20 protein-coding genes are annotated in these 19562 nt (G+C 70.2%); 11 read left to right on the top strand and 9 right to left on the bottom strand.

All coding sequences use genetic code 11. The annotated features are described in order from the left end of the window. Position 1 precedes the first annotated feature (1 nt). Entirely contained in the window at positions 2-727 is a 726-nt protein-coding gene (locus tag SSP08S_RS17825) for a class I SAM-dependent methyltransferase (RefSeq protein ID WP_019068968.1), read from the bottom strand. 5 nt (positions 728-732) lie between these two features. Further along, on the bottom strand, positions 733-1296 hold the full coding sequence (locus SSP08S_RS17820; protein WP_019068967.1) for a PadR family transcriptional regulator: 564 nt from the start codon (positions 1294-1296) through the stop codon (positions 733-735). Between the two features lie 70 nt (positions 1297-1366). Between SSP08S_RS17820 and SSP08S_RS17815 the strand changes: the two genes are divergently transcribed. After that, positions 1367-1765 (top strand): nuclear transport factor 2 family protein, encoded by a 399-nt coding sequence (locus tag SSP08S_RS17815; RefSeq protein WP_019068966.1) that lies wholly within the window; start codon positions 1367-1369, stop codon positions 1763-1765. Positions 1766-1823: 58 nt separating this feature from the next. On the opposite strand, the gene SSP08S_RS17810 is transcribed toward SSP08S_RS17815, so the two are convergent. The 5 genes from SSP08S_RS17810 to SSP08S_RS17790 all read right to left on the bottom strand — a co-directional run bounded on the left by SSP08S_RS17810 (position 1824) and on the right by SSP08S_RS17790 (position 8033). Next, positions 1824-3734 carry a hypothetical protein gene (locus SSP08S_RS17810; RefSeq protein WP_019068965.1) on the bottom strand — a complete coding sequence of 637 codons (1911 nt, stop codon included), beginning with the start codon at positions 3732-3734 and terminating at the stop codon, positions 1824-1826. A 296-nt stretch (positions 3735-4030) separates the two neighbouring features. Next, complete coding sequence (locus tag SSP08S_RS17805; protein WP_019068964.1) at positions 4031-4801, bottom strand: SDR family NAD(P)-dependent oxidoreductase; 771 nt, start codon at positions 4799-4801, stop codon at positions 4031-4033. Beyond that, entirely contained in the window at positions 4798-6117 is a 1320-nt protein-coding gene (gene hisD, locus SSP08S_RS17800; RefSeq protein ID WP_245607899.1) for a histidinol dehydrogenase, read from the bottom strand. Before hisD ends, SSP08S_RS17805 begins: the two co-directional genes overlap by 4 nt. A gap of 18 nt (positions 6118-6135) precedes the next feature. Then, complete coding sequence (locus SSP08S_RS17795; RefSeq protein WP_019068962.1) at positions 6136-7071, bottom strand: VOC family protein; 936 nt, start codon at positions 7069-7071, stop codon at positions 6136-6138. Beyond that, positions 7068-8033 (bottom strand): fumarylacetoacetate hydrolase family protein, encoded by a 966-nt coding sequence (locus tag SSP08S_RS17790; protein ID WP_019068961.1) that lies wholly within the window; start codon positions 8031-8033, stop codon positions 7068-7070. The genes SSP08S_RS17795 and SSP08S_RS17790 overlap by 4 nt, the downstream gene beginning before the upstream one ends. A gap of 228 nt (positions 8034-8261) precedes the next feature. On the opposite strand from SSP08S_RS17790, the gene SSP08S_RS17785 reads away from it, so the two are divergent. The 8 genes from SSP08S_RS17785 (at position 8262) to SSP08S_RS17750 (ending at position 16007) form a co-directional block, all read left to right on the top strand. Then, entirely contained in the window at positions 8262-8567 is a 306-nt protein-coding gene (locus SSP08S_RS17785) for an antibiotic biosynthesis monooxygenase family protein (RefSeq protein WP_019068960.1), read from the top strand. A gap of 38 nt (positions 8568-8605) precedes the next feature. After that, complete coding sequence (locus SSP08S_RS17780; RefSeq protein WP_019068959.1) at positions 8606-9730, top strand: FAD-dependent monooxygenase; 1125 nt, start codon at positions 8606-8608, stop codon at positions 9728-9730. Continuing rightward, a complete protein-coding gene (locus SSP08S_RS17775) occupies positions 9727-10734 on the top strand; it encodes an amidohydrolase family protein (protein ID WP_019068958.1) in 1008 nt (335 codons plus the stop codon). The genes SSP08S_RS17780 and SSP08S_RS17775 overlap by 4 nt, the downstream gene beginning before the upstream one ends. Then, positions 10731-11711, top strand: coding sequence for a cyclase family protein (locus SSP08S_RS17770; RefSeq protein WP_019068957.1), 981 nt, complete (start codon positions 10731-10733; stop codon positions 11709-11711). The genes SSP08S_RS17775 and SSP08S_RS17770 overlap by 4 nt, the downstream gene beginning before the upstream one ends. 8 nt (positions 11712-11719) lie before the next feature. Further along, positions 11720-13090 (top strand): FAD-binding oxidoreductase, encoded by a 1371-nt coding sequence (locus SSP08S_RS17765; RefSeq protein WP_019068956.1) that lies wholly within the window; start codon positions 11720-11722, stop codon positions 13088-13090. Positions 13091-13093: 3 nt separating this feature from the next. Next, positions 13094-14050 carry a fumarylacetoacetate hydrolase family protein gene (locus tag SSP08S_RS17760; protein ID WP_019068955.1) on the top strand — a complete coding sequence of 319 codons (957 nt, stop codon included), beginning with the start codon at positions 13094-13096 and terminating at the stop codon, positions 14048-14050. Positions 14051-14206: 156 nt separating this feature from the next. After that, positions 14207-15199 (top strand): LysR family transcriptional regulator, encoded by a 993-nt coding sequence (locus SSP08S_RS17755; RefSeq protein WP_019068954.1) that lies wholly within the window; start codon positions 14207-14209, stop codon positions 15197-15199. A 37-nt stretch (positions 15200-15236) separates the two neighbouring features. After that, complete coding sequence (locus SSP08S_RS17750; protein WP_019068953.1) at positions 15237-16007, top strand: SDR family NAD(P)-dependent oxidoreductase; 771 nt, start codon at positions 15237-15239, stop codon at positions 16005-16007. Positions 16008-16036: 29 nt separating this feature from the next. On the opposite strand, the gene SSP08S_RS17745 is transcribed toward SSP08S_RS17750, so the two are convergent. Beyond that, positions 16037-17002 (bottom strand): quinone oxidoreductase family protein, encoded by a 966-nt coding sequence (locus SSP08S_RS17745; RefSeq protein WP_019068952.1) that lies wholly within the window; start codon positions 17000-17002, stop codon positions 16037-16039. Positions 17003-17103: 101 nt separating this feature from the next. Between SSP08S_RS17745 and SSP08S_RS17740 the strand changes: the two genes are divergently transcribed. Beyond that, positions 17104-17586: a MarR family winged helix-turn-helix transcriptional regulator gene (locus SSP08S_RS17740; protein ID WP_019068951.1), complete on the top strand. Its 483-nt coding sequence runs from the start codon at positions 17104-17106 to the stop codon at positions 17584-17586. A 10-nt stretch (positions 17587-17596) separates the two neighbouring features. Here the strand turns inward: SSP08S_RS17740 and SSP08S_RS17735 are convergent, their stop codons facing one another. Further along, a complete protein-coding gene (locus tag SSP08S_RS17735) occupies positions 17597-18556 on the bottom strand; it encodes a quinone oxidoreductase family protein (protein WP_019068950.1) in 960 nt (319 codons plus the stop codon). 153 nt (positions 18557-18709) lie between these two features. Between SSP08S_RS17735 and SSP08S_RS17730 the strand changes: the two genes are divergently transcribed. Then, positions 18710-19552: a helix-turn-helix transcriptional regulator gene (locus SSP08S_RS17730; RefSeq protein ID WP_026178591.1), complete on the top strand. Its 843-nt coding sequence runs from the start codon at positions 18710-18712 to the stop codon at positions 19550-19552. Positions 19553-19562 lie beyond the last annotated feature (10 nt).

Below are 19562 nucleotides of genomic sequence, written 5' to 3'. Positions count from 1 at the left end.
GCTACGGCAGCCGTCGCGCCGCGACCATGCGGACGCGGGGGCTGCCGTCGCCCCGGTACCCGAACTCGGGCAGGGCGTAGAGGTCGACGTCGAAGCCGATCCGCCGCAACTCGCGCTGCACGAAGCCGAGTTGGAAGTCCCGGTAGTACATGACGAAGGGCGGTCGCCAGACGGCGTTGCGGATCTTCATCACCGTGTCGAAGCCGGACAGCATCCAGTACGCGGGCGAGGTGGGGCGTGGCGGCGCGAGGAGGGGGAACGCGAAGCATCCGCCGGGTCGCAGCACGGAGTGGACCTGGCCGAACAGGCCCGGCAGTTCGCGGGGCAGGAAGTGGCCGAACGCGCCGAAGCTGACCACCAGGTCGAAGTCGGGCCCGAACGGCAGGGCCCGGGCGTCGCCGCGCACCCACGACAGACGGGGTTCGTCGCTCTTCACGCGCTCTCGCGCGACCGCGAGCATGCCCGCGCTGAAGTCGACGCCGGTGACGCTCTTCCGGCACACCGTCGTCAGCGCTTCGGTGCCCGCGCCGGTGCCGCAGCAGAGGTCGAGGCCGTCGTCGAAGGGCCCGATGCGCCGCAGCGTGGAAGCGACCGCGTCGAGCACCGGGGCCGGGGTCCGGAAGGGGGTGTGGTCGAACTTGGGCGCGAGGAGGTCGTAGCCGTGTTCGACGGACGACATGGCCTGGACGGCGAGTTCGCGCAGACTGGGACCTTCGGGGCTGAACATCCGGGTCAGCCTAGGGCAACCCGGTGCTTCAGGACCGCGAGAACCCGTTCGCACCAGCGCAGGTTCTCCTCCTCGAAGGTGATCCCGGCCATCAGCGTGAGGTAGGGCCCGATGCGGTCGGCTTCCCGGAGGTACTCCTCCTCGGTCCGCCCGCCGAGGAGCCTGTCCCGCACCCGCTCGTAGCGGTCGAGCTTGCCGCGCGCCCACGACCTGCGCTCCTCGATCAGCTCGCGGATGACGGCGGGGTCGGTGCCGTCCATGGCCTGGATCTTGATGAGGAACTCGTCGCGGATGGCCGTGGGACGTCTGGGCGGCTCGGCGGCGAAGGTGTCGAGGTCGCGGCGGCCGGCCTCGGTGAGCGTGAACATCCTTTTGTTGGGCCTGCGTTCCTGCTGTACGACCCGTGCCGCGATCAGTCCGTCCTGGGCGAGGCGCTCCAGTTCGCGGTAGAGCTGCTGCGGGGTCGCGGGCCAGAAGTTCGCCAGCGACACGTCGAAGGTCTTGGCCAGTTCGTAGCCCGAGGCCTCGCCTTCCAGGAGGGCCGCGAGGACCGCGTACTTGAGGGACATGTGGACACGCTAACAGCGGTTGATTAGTCTCATCCACACCTACTCAACTAATTGACTATGAGGTGAGCCGATGCGCGCGTTCCGTGAGGCGGTCGAGGCGCAGGACATGGACGCCGTCGAGGCGCTGCTGGCGGAGGACGTGGTCTTCACCAGCCCGGTCGTGTTCAAGCCGTACCCCGGGAAGGCGATCACCGCGGCGATCCTGCACGCCGTCGCACGGGTCTTCGAGGACTTCCGCTACGAGCGGGAGATCGGCGACCCGGACGGCCCCGACCACGCGCTGGTGTTCAGCGCGCGGGTCGGCGACCGCCGGCTGACCGGCTGCGACTTCATCCACGTCAACGAGGAGGGCCTGATCGACGACCTGATGGTCATGGTCCGTCCGCTGTCGGGGGCGCAGGCGCTCCAGGAGGCGATGGCCGCGCGGTTCGAGTCCATCGCCAAGGACGCGGAGGCGCGGATCGGTTGAGCAGCGCGCCAACTCGGAGGAGGCGCCGGTCGGTTGAGCCTCGCGCCTCCTCCACGGGTCACGCCACGGTCAGGGTGAGCGCGCCCGTGTAGGTCTGGCCGGCCGTGATCGCCGTGGCCGTCCCGTCGACCGTCAGCGTGACCTTCTTGCCCCGGGGCGCCTTGACGGTCGCGTCGGCGGCGAGGGCGAGCCGGGTCAGGTACGAGGTGCCGGTGACCGTCCAGGTCGAGCCGCTGTTCAGCTGCACGATCGCGCCGTTGTTGACGGCGGCCTGCGCGATGTTGGTGACGATGCCCAGCTCGTAGAAGGTGGACGCGTCGATGCTGGAGACGCGGTGCTTGGCCGCCGTCGCGGAGATGACGCCCTCGACGCTCGCATCCTCGAAGGTGAGGACCATGTTCTTGCCCTTGCGCATGCCGTTGTAGAAGTCGCCCTTCAACGCAATGGAGTTGAAGGTGGCGGCTCCGTCGGTGGTGTGCACGGCGGTGGGGTCGAAGCTCGCGTCCTTCGCCGGATCGCCGGTGGGCTCGGTGTAGACGCCGATGTTCATCATCTTGCCGTTGACCGGCACCGGGCCCGGGTCGTCCAGCTCGATCATCTGGAGGATGATCCCGTCGCGCGGGTTGAGCCGGGCGCCCTGCGAACCGTCGACGCCGATCGTGGTCTGCTGGCCCTTGTTGAGGAAGGTGGCCCGCTCGGAGTTGATCACCGTGCCGCCGTCGAGGGTGAGTTGGCCGGTGCCGAAGAACATGTAGCCGAAGTGCCCGGAGTTCACGACGGTGTTGCGCACCGGGATCGACGCCAACTCGCCCTTGGACAGCCCGAGTTCCAGCTCGGTGTTGAGCGCGGAGACAGCCGCCCTGGTGCTGTCGCCGTAGTGCACGACCGCTGCGGGGCCCGCGATGATGGTCGCGTAGCTGCCGACGTCGAGCCGGGACCCGAGCACCCGCACGGTCGCGTCGCCGATGGCATAGGTGCCGTAGCCGTACTCCCCCGTGTTGCCGAAGTGGCTGTTGATCGCGGTCAGTTTGAGTCCGCTGCCGCCCTCGACCGACAGGGCGCCCCAAGTCTCCGAGAAGATCGTGGAGTTGAGGTAGGTGGCCTTGCTGTTCTTGCCGATCAGGTTGGTGGCGCGGACGTTGCCGTCGAGGCCGAGCATCCAGGGCACGGACTCCATGTACGGCGTTTCCACGGTGGCTTGGTAGTCGGCGGGCAGGACGCCGTTGCGGGCGCGGAGGACGGAGTCCTTGACGATGACGTTGGCGCCGTCGTTGGCGATGACGGCGGTGCGGACGACTCCCTTGTTGTCGATGCGGGCGCCGTCCACGACCAGGGTGGTCGAGGAACCGTCGCCGACGACTGCGGCACCGTAGCCCGCGAAGTCGCAACGGCCGTTGCCGGTAAGGGAAATGGACGGCCGGTCGAGCGTGTAGGTGGCGTCCTGGACGTACACGCCGTCGAAGCACTCGCCGGTAGAGGTGATCGACACGTTCCTGGCGTAGGCGTCGGTGAGCTTGCCACCGAGAACGGCCGCGAGGACGGACTTGTCCTTGACCACGCCGTCACCGTCGACGTACACCGCCTGCCGGAAGGGGAAGGTGAGCGTCTCGTACGTCACCTCGTTGGCCGCGGTGACGGTCAGGACGACATCGCCCCGGTAGGTGCCGGCCTGGATCAGGGTGGCCGTGGCGCCGGTGGCGGTGAGCAGCTGTCCGGTCTCCACGCCGTCGACGGTCAGCGAGAGGCCGGCGCCGTCCGGGGCGACGATCTTCCCGCCGGACGCGATGGACAGCTCGCTCACGCGGGTGGTCGCGGAGACCGTGTACGTCTCACCGGCTGCGACCGAGATCCGCGTGCCCGAAGCCTTCTTGGCCGTCGGCACGGCGGTGGCGGAGACCGCCGGCACCAGTACGGCTCCGGCCGTGGCGGTACCGGCGATCAGGACCGAGCGTCGGGTGATCAGCGTCATTGCTTGCCTTCCCAGGTTTCGATGCGCCGTTGCGCAGTGTGACCGGCCGGCCGTCGAACGCGGGATGCGGACGGGCCCGGCGGAGGCACCGAAGGTGCGCACGAGGGAGTGAAGCAGCCTTGAGAACCAGGGAATAGGCGGGCGGCACACACATATGGGAGCCCGATGCCTCGGATCACGCCGACCATTTCATGGCGGTCACACAGAGTTGTCATAGCCGAAGTGCAAGCTCGGACATGGCGGTGAGGCGGGCGGCTCGTGGGCCGTCCACCTCACCGTTCTCGTACGTGCTGCGGCTACGCCGGGGCGATCATCCCCGCCGACAGGTCGATGTCGGCCCCGCACAGGCCGGGCATCGCGAGCATCGCCACCAACGCCTGCGCGACCTCGTGCTCCTCGACGAGTCGGCCCAGGGCGGCGCGGGAGGCGAAGTCGCGTTCGGCCTCGGCGACCGTGCAGCCGGTCAGTTCGGCGGTGAGCCGGAAGTTGCGGTCCATGCGCGGCCCCCGAACCGGGCCCGGAGAAAGGGAGTTGACCGCAATCCCCCGCGGCCCGACCTCCCCGGCGAGGGTCCGCGTCAGGCCCAGCAGCGCCATCTTGGAGGCCGTGTACGGGGTGCGGTTGAGCAGCGGGCGTTTGCCGCTGACCGAGGCCACGTTGACGATGTCACCGCGTCCGGCCGCGAGCATCGGCGGCAGAAAGGCCCGGCACATCAGATAGACGCCCCGGACGTTGGCGGCGAACACGTCGTCCCACTCGTCCGGCTCGATGTCGACGAGGGGCCGGACGGGGCCCGCGACTCCGGCGTTGTTGACGAGCAACGTCACGTCCTCGTCGGCGAGTTGGGCGGCCAGGGCGCTGACGGCGGACGGGTCGGAGACGTCGCACACGGCCGAACGGGCCTGTCCGCCGTCCTTGACCACATGTGCCGCCGCCTCCGCGAGCGCCGTCTCGTTGCGGCCGACGAGGATCACGCGGGCCCCGGCGTCCGCGAGGGCCAGCGCGAAGGCACGTCCCAGCGGTCCGCCGCCGCCCGTGACCAGTGCCGTACGTCCGTCCAGGGTCATGCGGTGTTCCACGGCAGCTCGTCGCCCGCCGCCTTCGCCGCCCGTACGTCACCGGAGCGTGCATGCCCCTCGAACAGCTCGACGCGGGCCGCCCGTCCGCACAGACGGCCGAGCCGTGTCTGGGAGTCGGTGTCGGTGACCTCCTGGTAGGTCACGGTCTTGAGGTACTTCCCCACCCACAGGCCGCCGGTGTAGCGCGCGGCACCACGTGTGGGCAGCACATGGTTCGTGCCGATGACCTTGTCGCCGAACGACACACAGGTGCCCTCGCCGAGGAACAGGGCGCCGTACTGGGTCATGCGCTCCAGCGCGAGGCGCGGTTCGGCGGTCAGCACCTCCACGTGCTCGAAGGCGAACTCGTCGGCGAGGGCGTACAGCTCGTCGAGCGTGTCGACGACGTGCACCTGACCGTGGTCGCGCCAGGCGGGCCCGGCGAAGTCACGGGTGGGCATGCCGGGCAGGAGGCGTTCCACCTCGGCGATGGTCTGCTCGGCGACCTCGCGGGATGTGGTGATGAGGACGGCCGGGGAGTCCGGGCCGTGCTCGGCCTGGGAGAGCAGGTCGACGGCGCAGACGAACGGGTCGGCCTGCTCGTCGGCGAGGACGAGGATCTCGGTCGGCCCGGCGAACAGGTCGATGCCGATCTCCCCGAAGAGCTGCCGCTTGGCCTCGGCGACATAGGCGTTGCCGGGTCCCGCGATGAGATTCACCGGCCGCATCGTGTCCGTCCCGACGGCCATGGCGGCCACCGCCTGCACTCCGCCGAGCAGCCAGATCTCGTCGGCTCCGGCGAGGTGCATGGCGGCGACGGTGGCTGCCGGGATCTCCCCGTGGATGGGCGGCGTACAGGCGACGACCCGGGGCACACCCGCGACCTTGGCGGTGACGATGGTCATGTGGGCGGAGGCGGTGAGCGGGTAACGGCCGCCGGGGATGTAGGCGCCGGCCGCCTGCACGGGGATGTGCTTCTGGCCGAGGCGCACACCCGGGAGGGTGTCGACCTCGAACTCCCGCAGCGAGTCGAGCTGGTGGCGGGCGAAGCCGCGCACCTGGTCCTGGACGAAGCGGATGTCGTCGATGACCTGCTGCGGCACCGACGCGACGATCTTCTCGACCTCCTCGTCGGACAGCCGGAAGGAGTCGGGGCTCCACTTGTCGAACTTCTCGGAGCAGGCGCGCACGGCCTCGTCGCCGCGCGCACGGATGTCCGCGATGACGCCGGTCACGGTCTCGCGCACCTGGTCGAGGGAGGCGGCGACCTCCGCCTTGGGTACGGCGCTCTTCAGGATCGTTGCCACAACTGCGGCCTCTCTCATGCGGGTTGGGTGTTCTGCTCAGACCGGCGGCGCTTCGAAGAGCACATCGGGGTCGTTGAACTGCTCCTTGGCGACCGACTCGCTCATCGGGTCGGCGGTGCCCCACTGGTCCTGGGTGATCGGGTCGTCGACGTCATGGCGGCCCGGGTGCCACAAGTCCTCTTCGAGGACGGCGAGTTCGGTCGTGTACTCGACGGTGTTGCCGTGCGGGTCGTGGAAGTAGGAGAAGGTGTTGTCGCCGGCGAGATGCCGGCCGGGCCCCCAGGTGAGCCGGGTCCCGGCGCGCAACGCCCGCCCGGTGCCCCGCATGTACTCCTCGACCCCGCGCATCTCGAACGAGGCGTGGTGCAGGGAGACATGGGGTCCCCGGGCGATCGCGAAGGAGTGGTGGAGCGGGCTGCACCGCAGGAAGTACATGAGGTCGCCCATGTGCGTCGAGTACAGGGTGTCGGTGAGCCGGAACCCGAGGTGCTGGACGTAGAAGTCCCGAAGCCCTTCCGGATTTTGGGAGTTGACCACGCAGTGCGAGAGCCGGACGGGGATCGCCTCGCGCTCCTCGATCTTGCGGTGGGTGCGGGTGGCGACGTCGGCGGAGACCTCGACGACCCGTCCGTCCGGGTCGAAGAACCGGAAGCCGTAGCCGCCGCCCGGGGTGTCCAACGCACGTGGCTCACCGAGGAGTTGGACACCTGACCGGCCCAGCCGCCCGTGCAGCTCGTCCACCGCATCCGGCGATACGGCCCCGAAGGCCACCAGGTCCATCCGCTTCCGCTCATCCTCCCGGATCCGGACGATGTACTGCTCGGGGCTGCCCTCGGCCGCGAAGAAGGCGACGCCGCTGTCGCCCGCGACCTCGGTCAGGCCCCAGGTGGTGCCGTAGAAGGCGCGCTGGCGGGCGAAGTCCGGTACGGCCAGGTCGACATGGCGCAGATGGGTGATGGGCTGGAAGGTCACTGTCCGCTCCTGACGGTGTTGCGCTGGTGGCCGAGGCCGGTGATCTCCGACTCGACGACGTCGCCGGGCTTCAGGAAGACGCCCCAGTGCGCGCCGTTTCCGGCCGGGGAGCCGGTGAGCAGCAGGTCGCCGGGGCGCAGTGTGGTGGTTGTGGAGACATAGGCGATGAGCCGTGGGATGTCGAAGATCATGTCCTTCGTCGACTCGTCCTGGCGGACAACTCCGTTGTGGCGCAGGGTGATCCGCAGGTCCTCTGGGTCTCCGACGAAGGCGGCCGGTACGAGGAAGGGCCCGGTCGGCAGGAAGGTGTCGGCGTTCTTGGCGGTGAACCAGTCGGTGCCGATGGCCTTGAGGTCGGGCCGGTAGAGGCGGTCGCGGGTGGTGAGGTCGTTCGAGATCGTGTAACCGGCGACGTGGTCCATCGCCTCCTCGGCCGGGATGTTCTTGCCCGACTTGCCGATGACCAGGGCGAGTTCGAGTTCCCAGTCGTGCTGTTCGCCGAGCGCGGGGAGCACGATGTCGTCGTAGGGACCGCTGATCGCGCGCGGGGAGCCGAGGAAGACGTACGGAACGCCGTTGCGGGCGCGCTCGTCCATCATCAGCTCGGCGTCGGCGCGGGCCTCTTCGGGGGTGGCTCCGTGCACGCTCTCCTTCTCGGCGGCGACCAGATCGACCACGTGCTTGCGGTAGTTGGCGCCGCTCTGCAGGATCTGGCCAGGTTCGAGAGGGGTCAGGACACGCAGTGCGGCCAGGTCGTGCCAGGTGCCGTCGGAGGACCCGGCGAGGTCGGCCAGCCGGGGCAGCCAGTCGTCCCAGTCCTCGACGAGCGCCCGGACCGAGGGCACGAGGTCGGAGAGGTCACGCACTCGGGAACCGGTGACCAGGCCGGGGAAGACCGCCGCGCCGGCAGCGAACGTACCGAGGGCGAAGGGTCCGGCGTGGGTGGGCTGTGGATCGGGCACGGCGCTCTCCTCGTACGGGTGGGGGCTCGACCTCGACGCTAGGCAGCCCGGGCACCCGGCGGAAATGGCGATCCGCGATGCCTGCCATCACCGGCCCGCCACCCTTTGAACTGCGCCTCCATCGCCGTACGGGATGCATGACGTCCCCCTTGCCGATGCCTCGATCCGTTGACCGTGGATCGACCGCCCACGCAGGCTCGGAGCACCCACTTTCCCGAGGAGAAGAACGTGATAGTCGAGCATGCCGAGCTGACCGTCGAGGCGGGTCGGGAGCGGGAGTTCGCGGAGGTGTTCGGCAAGGCCCGCGAGGTGTTGGCCGAGGCCGACGGGTTCCGCTGGGCCGAGCTGCTGCAAGGCGTCGAACGGCCGGGAGTCTTCCTGCTGTTGGTCGGCTGGGACTCGGTCGAGGCACACATGGTCGGCTTCCGGGAGTCCGAGCCCTTCGCGCGCTGGCGGGCCCTGGTCGGACCGTTCTTCGCCGAGTCGCCGGCCGTCGAGCACTTCCACGAACTCGGCGCCCGCTTCTCCGGCTGACTCCCCCACTCCGCTGTCTACGTTCGCAAGGATCGCCCATGCCCGTACAGAAGGTGCTCGTCGTCGGCGGCGGCATCACCGGTAGCGTGCTGTGTCTCGCGCTCGCCCAGCGGGGCGCCGAGGTGGAGCTCGTCGAGATCTCTCCGCAGTGGTTCGGTGTGGGCCATGGCATCACCGTCCAGGGCAACGCGCTCAAGGCGCTGCGTTCCGTGGGTGTCCTGGACCGGGTGCTGGCCCGGGCGGTGCCCTTCGACATCATGCGGCTGCGCACGGCGGACGGCGGGCTGATCACCGAGTTGAACACCCCGCACACCGGCGGGCCCGAACTGCCGTCCACGGCGGGCGCGTTGCGCTCCGATCTCCAGGACGCGCTGTGCGACGCGGTGCGCGGGCACGGGGTGCGGGTGCGCCTCGGGCTGAGCGTGGACCGGCTCGACCAGTCGCCCGGCCATGTGGACGTGTCCTTCACGGACGGTACGACCGGCCGCTACGACCTTGTCGTGGGCGCCGACGGCATCAACTCGGCGATGCGCGCGCTGATCGGCATCGACGCCAAGCCCACTCCCGTCGGCATGTCGATCTTCCGGGTCGTCGCGGACCGCCCGGCCGAGATGGACTGCGCCGAGGTGTACTACGGCGGGCCCCGTTTCAAGGCCGGCTACAGCCCGATCTCGCCGGACCAATGCTACGCCTACCTCCTCGACGAGAACCTCGACACCTCGCTCATCGGCCCGCGCGCCCCGCTCTCCCTGCTGCGCGAGCGCGGCGCCGGGTACGGCGGGACCTGGGGGAAGATCCTCGCCTCGCTGCCCGACGACACGGCGGTCGACTACCGCTGGATCGAGGCGATCCTCGTCGACGAGCCCTGGCACCGGGGCCGCGCGATGGTCATCGGCGACGCCGCGCACGCCTGTCCCCCGCTGATCGCGCAGGGCGCGGCGATGTGCATGGAGGACGCGGTGCTGCTGGCCGAGTTGGTGACGGCGGACGAGCCGACGGATCGGGCCCTGGACCGCTTCATGGCCAGGCGGCTCCCCCGGGTGCGGATGGTCCTGGAGAACTCCCTACGGCTCGCCGACTGGGAGATCCACCCGGGCACGCCCGGCGCCGACCCCGCCCGCATCATGTCGGAGACGCTCGACAACCTGACGGCGGCGGCGTGACCGCCTCACCGGTGGTCGACTTCCACGGCCACCTCGCCGTCCCCGCCGCCGACGCCCTGGTCGCGGGCACCTCGGGCCTCGCCGCCGAGCTCGCGGCCGAGCAGCGCGCCCACTCCCCCGCGTCCCTGGCCGTCAACCGCGCCCAACTCCAGCGCCTGGCATCCAAGTTGACCGACGTAACGACCCGGCTCGCGGACCTCGACGCGATGGGCGTCGACATCCAGGTGGTCGGCCCGATGCCGATGCACCACTACTGGGCGGACCCGGACCTCGCGATCAGGCTCGCCCGTACCGTCAACGAGGGCGTGGCCACCCACTGCGCCACCGCACCGGACCGGCTGTTCGGCCTGGGCACCGTCCCGCTCCAACACCCGGACCTGGCAGTCGCGTTGCTGGACCAGGCGGTCAACGACCATGGCCTGTACGGCATCAGCGTCTCCACGACGGTCGACGGCCGCGAACTGGCCGACCCCGCACACGACACGGTCTGGCAGCGGGCCGAAGAACTGGGCGCGGTCGTGTTCATCCATCCCTGGGGCTGCTCCCTCGGCGAACGCCTGGCGACCGACTACCTGGGAAACACGGTCGGCCAACCCGTCGAGACGACGGTCGCCCTCTCGCAGCTCATCTTCACCGGTGTCCTGGACCGTTTCCCGCGCCTGAAGCTGGTGGCCGCGCACGGCGGCGGCTATCTGCCGACCTACATCGGCCGCTCGGACCACGCCTGGCGGGTACGCGAAGACGCCCGCGGCTGCGCCGAGTTGCCCAGCTCCTATCTGCGGCGGATGTGGTTCGACGCGCTGGTGTACACCCCGCGCGCACTGCGCCGACTCGTCGAGGAGGTGGGTGCGGACCGGGTGGTCCTCGGTACCGACCATCCCTTCGACATGGGTGTCGACGATCCGGTGGTCCGCTTGGACGCGGCCGGGCTCGACCCCGCCGACCGGGCCGCGATCGCCGGGGGCAACGCTCTCGACCTGCTGTTGAAAGGACACACCCGATGACGACCCGCCCCGCTCTCGGCCCGATCGAGGAAGAGCTCGCCAAGGCCCGTTCCGCCTACCGCAATTGGGGCCGCTGGGGTGAGGACGACGTGCTCGGCACCCTGAACTTCATCGACGACGCGATCCGCGCCCACGCGGTGGGCCTGGTGCGGCGCGGACGGTCCTTCTCGCTCGCGCAGGAGTTCAACGAGTCCGGCCCGCAGCGCGGTTTCCGCGGCCGTATCAACCCGGTGCACTACATGAAGGACACCGGTTCCGACGCGGCGGCCGGCACCCAGGGTTTCCCGCACGGCTTCGGCGGCGCCGACGACCACGTCGTGATGCCCCTGCAGGCCTCCACACAGTGGGACGGCCTCGGGCACATCTACGACAACAAGCAGGCCTGGAACGGCCGTCCGTGCACCATCGTCAACGGCGACGGCGACTCGGTCACCGGCATCGAGCACATGAAGGACGCCTTCACCAGCCGCGGGGTCCTGCTCGACGTGGGCCGCGCGGTCGGCGACGAGAAAGGTGAACTCCCCGACGGTTTCCCCATCTTGGAGGAACATCTGCGGGCCACCATCGAGGCCCAGGGCGCCACCAGCTCGGTCCGGCGCGGCGACCTCGTCCTGATCCGCACCGGCCAACTCGGCCGCGTGCGGCGGCTCGGCGCATGGGGCGGCTACGCCGCAGGTGACGCACCCGGCCTCTCCTTCACCACCCTCGGCTGGCTGCACCGCACCGAGATCGCGGCGATCGCCTCCGACACCTGGGGACTCGAGGTACGGCCGTACGAGTTCCCGCAGCCCGCGATGTCCCCGCTGCACCAGATAGCGATCCCCAACATGGGCCTCCCGCTGGGCGAGATGTGGGACCTGGAGGCACTGGCCGAGGACTGCGCGGCGGACGGCGTCTTCGAGTTCCTGCTGGTCGCCGCGCCGTTGCCGGTCACGGGTGCGGTGGGCGCCCCCGTCAACCCGATCGCGATCAAGTGAGTGTGAACGTGAACCTGAACCGTTTCTCGGGCACCCTCCACCTCCCCGACGACGAGGACTTCGAGACGGCGTGCTTCGGCCGGGTCTTCAACGCCCGCCGCCCGTACGACCGTTCACCGGCGGCCGTCCTGATGGCCGAATCAGAACAGGACGTCGTGGAGGGGGTACGACTGGCTCTGGAGCGGGGCTGGCAGGTCGCCGTCCGTTCCGGCGGGCACAGTTGGGCCGCCTGGTCGGTGCGCCAGGACGCGCTGCTGATCGACCTCGGGGGCTTCCGCGAGATGGCGTACGACCCGGGGACCGGGATCGTGACGGCGACCCCCAGCGTCAAGGGTGGCGACGAACTCAACCCGTATCTCGGCGAGTTCGGCCGCTTCTTCAACGGCGGGCACTGTCCCTCCGTCGGCATCGGCGGCTTTCTGCTCCAGGGCGGTCAGGGCTGGAACGCGCGGGGTTGGGGCTGGGCTGCGGAGAACATCGTGGCGATCGATGTCGTCACCACCGAGGGCGAGTTGGTGCGCGCCGACGAGACCCGGCACAGCGACCTGTTCTGGGCGGCACGCGGCGCGGGACCCGGCTTCTTCGGCATCGTCACCCGCTTCCACCTCCGCACCCGCCCCCTGCCGCAGTACCTCGGGCACACCGTCCACGCGTACCCGCTCGACCTGTTCGACCAGGTCATGACCTGGCTGCACGGCATGCACCACACGGTCTCGGACCTGGTGGAGATCGTCGCGCTCACGCAGACACCCCCCGACCTGGACGAACCGGTGCTGCTGGTCACGGGCGTGTCGATGACCGACACCGCCGAGCAGGCCGCCGAAGCACTGGCACCTCTGCACGCCAACCCGTACGCGGACCGGGCCCTGTTCCGCGTGGAGGCCCAACAGACCACCCTGGCCGAGCAGTTGGCGGGCCAGCGCACCGCCAACCCCGAGGGCCACCGCTACCTGGTCGACAACGCCTGGCTGACCGGCCCGGCCGAGGAGGTCGTACCGGCCATCCGCAAGGCCTTCACCGAGCAGCCCACCCGGCAGACCTTCACCATCTGGTTCTCGATGGCCCCGCTGCGCCAACTCCCCGACATGGCCTTCTCGTTGCAGTCGGAGATCTACTGCGCCACATATGTCATCCATGACGACCCGGCACGGGACGCGGAGTTGCGCACCTGGCTGGACGGCGCGATGGCCGACATGCAGCCGGTCACGGCCGGCCAGTACCTCGGCGACTCGGACTTCACCGTGCGGCAGTTGAGGTTCATGGGCGACGAGCAGTGGCGGCGACTGCGGGAGATCCGGGCCGCACGAGACCCGAAGGGCCTCTTCGCGGACTATCTGAGCTCGGGGACCGTCACCAACACCAACCACTGGGAGCAGTGAGCGATGCGTTTCGCGACATACGAGTACGAGGGCGTGGAGCGCGCCGGGGTCGTCCGGGACGGGACCGTCCATCCACTGCCCGAGGGCGTCACCGTACTGACCCTGCTGGAGCAGGAGGTGCTGCACGCGGCCGGTACCGAAGCGCTGCGACAGCCAAGCGACTTGACGGTGGATCAGGTGAGGCTGCTGCCGCCGCTGAAGCCGCCGTCGATCCGGGACTTCGTCGGGTTCGAGGCGCACATCGAGGGGGTGTCGAAGTCACTGGACGGGCTGGAGCACGTGCCGGAGGAGTGGTACCGGGCGCCCAACTTCTACTTCACCAACCCCCATGCGGCATACGGCGCGCACGACGAGGTGCCGATCCCGGCGGGCTGCGCGGTGCTCGACTTCGAGCTGGAGGTCGGGGTCGTCATCGGCCGCGCCGGGCGCGATCTCACGCCGGAGCGGGCACGTGAGCACATCGTCGGCTATCTGGTCTTCAACGACTGGTCGGCGCGGGACCTGCAGAAGCCGGAGAAGAACCTCGGGCTCGGCTTCTCCAAGGGCAAGGACTTCGCGAACACGCTCGGCCCCTGTCTGGTCACCGCCGACGAGGTCGAGGACCGGCGCGACCCGGACGGCTTCCTCGACCTGGAGATGACGGTCGCCCTCAACGGCGAGCTGATCGGCCGCGACACCCTCGCCAACGTCTCCTGGACCTTCGAGGAGATGATCGCCTACGCCTCCCGGGACGCCTGGGTGCACCCTGGGGACATCCTCGGCTCGGGCACCTGCGGCTGGGGCGCGCTGGCCGAGTTCTGGGGCCGGGTCGGCGAGCGCACCCCGCCACCGCTGAAGGCCGGCGACGAGGTGACCCTCGCGGTGGAGCGCCTCGGCACCCTCTCCAACCGTGTGGTGCCCGGCCGTACGGACGTGTACCTGCCGCGGGCCCGCAAGCGCGGCCGGACCCCACGGCCGTAGGACCGCTACAAACCCTTCCGACCTGCACACATCCGGGGATCCGATGGCAGCTATCGGATCCCTGTGACTTGCCTCCCGGACTCTTCCTCGGTGGGAAGGCGGTCGTTACGCTCCGGTTTCACCGAGCTTCAACGACGCGGCCGGAAGGACAGGCGCATGGGTCTGGGAGCAATCGACCTGAATCTTCTGGTGGCTCTGGAAGCCCTCCTGGAGGAGAAGAACGTCACCCACGCAGGGGTGCGGCTGTCCACCAGCCAGTCCGCGATGAGCGGCTCCCTGGCCCGGCTGCGGCGGCACTTCAACGACGAGCTGCTGGTGCGGGTGGGCCGCGAGTACGAGCTGACCCCGCTCGCGGAACGGCTGCTGCCGGTCGTCCAGTCCTCCCTGCACAAGGCGGAGGAGGCCCTGTCGCTGACCCGGCACTTCGATCCCTCGCGCAGCCGGCAGCGGTTCTCTGTCGTGATGTCCGACTACGTGATGACGGTGTTCGTGGAGCCGTTGCTGCGTGCCCTCGCGCAGGAGGCCCCCGGCATCCGGATCGACTTCCACCCGATCGTCATCGGGCAGCTGGAGACGGAGACCCATCTGCGCTGTCACGACCTGATGATCGTGCCGCTCGGCTATCAGCTGCCGGGCGTGAGCGAGGCCGTGATGCACGACCGGTTCATGTGTCTCGTCGACCCGGACAACCCGCGTCTGGTGGACGGCCGGCTCTCGCTGCGCGACCTCGCCGAGATGCCGCACGCGGCCTGCGCGGTCGGCAAACTCACCCCTGCGGACCGGCAGTTGGAGACCCTGGGCATCACGCCCCGGGTGCAGGTGAGCACGCCCGGCTTCAACGTGCTGCCGTTCCTGGTGAGCGGCACCGACCTGGTCGCCGTGGTCCCCGAACGGCTCGCCCGGCGCTACGAGGGCTTCGCGCGCTGTGCCGTCGTACCGACACCCTTCCCGGACGTACCGCTGGTGGAGGCCATGTACTGGCACCACAACCGGCACGCGGACCCGGCGCACCGCTGGCTGCGGGAGACGGTCCGCGAGGTGGGCGCATCCTTGGACGATCCGGTGGCGCGCGAGATCGCCGACGAGATCGCCGGTACGGATGCCACCCATGCCGATCGTGCGTTTCCGGAGCTGACCGCGGCTTCCTAGCGTGGACGGGGACAGCCCGTACCCCTTGGAGGCACCCGTGAGCCGCACGCGTCTGGCCGGTCGTACCGTCGTCGTCACCGGGGCCGCGCAGGGCCAGGGAGCAGCCGAGGTGGAGGCGGCGGCCCGCGAGGGGGCGACGGTGGTCGCGACCGACGTCCTGGACGAGGCGGGCGAGAAGCTCACCGCGTCCCTGCGCGCCGACGGCCTGGACGTCACCTACCGCCACCTGGACGTGTCGTCCGAGGACGACTGGGCGGACCTCGCGGCTTCCCTCACCGAAGTGCACGGCCTGGTCAACAACGCGGGCATCCCCATGCGGGCACGGCTCAGCGACGTCCAACTCACCGACTGGAACAGGGCGTTCGCGGTGAACACCACGGGCGCCCTGCTCGGCATCCAGGCGCTCACCCCGCTGATGCCGCCAGGATCGTCCATCGTGAACGTCGGCTCGGTCGCGGGTCTGACCGCGCATCACGCGGTCGCGTACACGACCAGCAAGTGGGCGCTGCGCGGGCTGTCGAAGGTGGCCGCCCTGGAGTTGGCGCCGCGCGGCATCCGTACGAACGTGATCCACCCCGGCTACATCGAGACCCCGCTGATGGCGTCCGCGAACCCGGTGTTCGTACAGGCCCATCTGTCGCTGACGCCCCAGGGACGGGCCGGGACGGTGGACGAGGTGGCGCCGCTGGTCGTCTATCTGCTGTCGGACGAGGCGTCGTACGTCAACGGCGCGGAGATCACCGTGGACGGTGGGTACGCGGCGCACGGCGGGGTGAAGGCGATCACGAACGCTCTCGACGCCCCGTGACGACGGCCGACCGATCAGGCATGGCCGCCTCAGGACACCAGGACGGTCCGTACGCCGGGAACCTCGGGCGCGTTCCAGGCGCTCTCGACGTCGGCGAGGGGGACCGGTGCGGCGCTGACCGCGATGCCACCGTTCTCGATCTCCTTGATGAGGGACGGGAGTTGCTCCAGATACGCCCTGGTGGACACCGCGCCCTGGCCGTTGCCCTGGAGCCGGAAGTTCGCCGAACGCAGTGCGGCTGACGGGAGTTCGAGGGTCGGTCCTGCCATGGAGCCGATCTGGATCCAGTCCAGGGCGCGGCTGCGGTCGGCGCGGGCCCGGAGCAGCGCCATGATCACGTCGCCGGCGGGCCTGCCCCACAAGTAGTCGATGACCAGGTCGACTTCGGCGGCTTCCTTGGCCAGTTCCGCGGCGGTGGCATCGGCGTCGTCGGTGAGCGCGACGGTCGCGTCCGCGCCGATGCCCGGAAGGGTCGCGAGGCGGGCCAGGTCCCGTCCTGCCCCGACGACGCGTCCGGCGCCGAGCCGCTTGGCGACCTGGACGGCCATCTGGCCGGCGTTGCCGGTCGCGCCGAGGATCAGCACCGACTGTCCGGGCTCGATCGGGACGCGGCGGCGCAGCGCCACCCAGGACGACATCGCGGGGTTCATCGCCGCGGCGATCTTCACCACGTCCACGCCGTCGGGGAGCGGGACACTGCGGCGGCCGTCGATGACGGTCCGGGTGGCCATCGAGCCGGCCAGCCCGTCGTCGGCGACGAAGTACACCAGCCGGCCGTCCTGGCGCCGGCCGACCCCGTCGACTCCGGGCACCATCGGCAGCTTTCCGGTGCTGGTGTAGTGGCTGCCCGAGGCGCCGGTGCGCACACGGGGGTGCAGACCCACGGCGAGGACGTCGACGAGTTCCTGGTCCTCGTCGGTGGGGGTGGGCAGGTCGAACGGCTCGTAGCGGGGCGGGGCGTCGAACGAGTGGACCACCGCGGCGTGGATGTCCATGGCTGCTCTCCTCGGGGTTTGGTACGTGAGACGTAGGTTTTAGTACGCGACACCAATCAAACTAGTATGTGCCACGTACCTTTGCAAGTAGAATCAGGACCATGACCTCACCGCGCGACACCGCGCCCCCCGCGACCGAGGACCTCGGCCTGGTCGACGCCCTCGCCCAGCTGTCGTTCCTGGTGCAGAACGCGCTGGCCGAGATCGCCGGCGAGTACGACCTGTCGATCACCCAGACGCGGCTGCTCGGGATCCTGCGGGACCGGGAGCCGACGATGAACCAGCTCGGCCACCACCTCGGCCTCGACAAATCCTCGATCACGGGCCTCGTGGACCGCGCACAGCGCCGTGGACTGGTCGCCCGCACGCCCAGCACGGTCGACCGCCGCTCGTTCCAGGTGTCGATCACCGACGCCGGCCGACAGCTCGCACAGCAGGTCGCCGTCCGGTTCGCCGAGCGGATCGAGAAGTGTGTCGAGCCGCTTCCCGAAGCCGACCGGAAGCGGCTGTCGCGGATGGCGACGCGGATCGTGACCGCCGACGCCCATGACCGCGGGGTCGACCTGCGCACCGATCCCCGCTGACCGGACTCCGTCAGAGGGAGCCGCGCGGCACCGTCACCACGTGCTTGCCCACGACGCCGCCGCGCTCGAACGCCCGGTGCGCCGCGGCGATGTCCGCGAGGGGGTACACGCTGTCGATCACCGGGCGCAGCGCGCCCGAGGCGACACGGTCGGCCACCTCGCGCAGCACGGGCGTCTCGGGGTTGGCGCTGAAGGTGCGGATGCGGCGGGAGCCGTGCACGCTCGACGCGGCGATCGCGGCGATCGCGGACGGGGAGAGTCCGACGGTGACCATCCGGCCGCCCTTGGCCAACCGGCCGCGGTAGCAGTGCAGTTCGGTGCCGACGGTGTCGACGATGACGTCGAACGGGCCGATCTGCTCCGAGGTGGTCGAGCCGTAGTCCAGGACCTCGTCGGCGCCGAGGTCGGTGAGGAGCTCGGCGTGGCGGTCGCGGGCCAGCGCGGTCACCCGGCCGCCCATCGCGTGCGCCAACTGCACGGCGGCCGTGCCGACTCCGCCGGCCGCGCCCCGCACCAGGACGCGTTCCCCGCCTGTCAGGCGCACGCTGTCGCGCAGCGCGATCAGCGCCGTGGAACCCGCGACCACCAGGGCGGCCGCCTCGACCGACGAGAGGTCCGCCGGGGCGTGCGAGACGCGCTCCGCGGGGACCACGACGTACTCGGCCGCCCCCGCGACGGAGTGCCGCTGCCGGGGATGCACCATGCCCCACACCCGGTCCCCGGCCCGGTATCCCTCGACACCGGCGCCGGTCGCGGCGACGACGCCGGCGAAGTCCAGCCCCACACCGATCGGGAAGCGGCGCCCCGACACCATCTTCAACTCCCCTGCCCGGACGATCACATCGTGCCCGTTGACGCTGGACGCCTCGACCGCCACCAGCACCTCGCCCGGGCCGGGAGCGGGACGATCCACTTCGTTGACCCGCAGAACGTCCGCGGTACCGAAACTCGTGATCTGAACGGCCTTCATGTCGCTGTCCTTCCGTGGCCCGCCGTGTGGTCGGTCCGATGCTGGGCCCCGCGCGCGACATCTCGGTCGTTCTCCTTTTCCTGGGTCCGGCAGACCCACCCTCGCGAGCCGCGCCGACGGCATACTGACGCGGTGACCGACTCCTCCCCCGCCATGAGCGACGACCCCCGACGCGAACTCGCGGAGTTCCTGCGCACCCGCCGAACTCGGCTGCGGCCACAGGACGTCGGCCTGGAACCCGGCCCGCGACGGCGCGTCGCCGGACTGCGCCGGGAGGAGCTGGCCCTCCTCGCCGGGGTGAGCTCGGACTACTACCAGCGCATGGAGCAGGGACGCGACGTACGCCCCTCCGAACAGGTCCTCGACGCCCTCGCGCGCGCCCTCGACTTCTCCGCCGAGGAGACCCGCCACCTGCACGGCCTCGCCGCCGCCGCACGCAACCCGGCCCGTCCGCCGCGTTCGTACGAGCCGGAGGAGGTACCGGACACCACGCTACGGCTGCTGCACGGCATGACCGCGCCCGCTCTGGTCGTCGGCCGTTTCCTGGACGTACTGGCCTGGAACCCGCTCGGCGGTGCCCTGTTGGGGGAGTTCACCCGGCAGCCCCAGCGGGAGCGGAACCTGCTGGCACTGTTCCTGCGCCCCGAGGCAGACCGGACCTGCCCGAACCGGGCGGCCACCGTCGCGGAGCTGATCGGGATGCTGCGGACGCAGGTCGCCGCCGATCCCGGCCATCCGCGCGCCGTCGAACTGGTGGGTGAACTAGCCGTCCGCAGCGACGAGTTCGCGGCTCTGTGGGCCCTCCACGACGTGACGGAACCGACCCGCGGCCAGATGCGCCTCGACCATCCCCGGGTCGGCGAACTGAACCTGGACTGGGACGCCTACCCGATACCGGGCAACCCCGGTCCCGCGCTCATGGTCTGCACGGCCGCCGAAGGCAGCCTCGACGCCCAACGACTCCAACTCCTCGCCGAGCTGCTCGACCTGCGCTGAGGCCGGTCCT

This window comes from Streptomyces hokutonensis, assembly GCF_000376565.1.
In the GTDB taxonomy this organism is placed as follows: Bacteria; Actinomycetota; Actinomycetes; order Streptomycetales; family Streptomycetaceae; genus Streptomyces; species Streptomyces hokutonensis.
The sequence above is the reverse complement of the archived record's forward strand: the minus strand, read 5'-3'. Positions and strand labels throughout refer to the sequence as shown.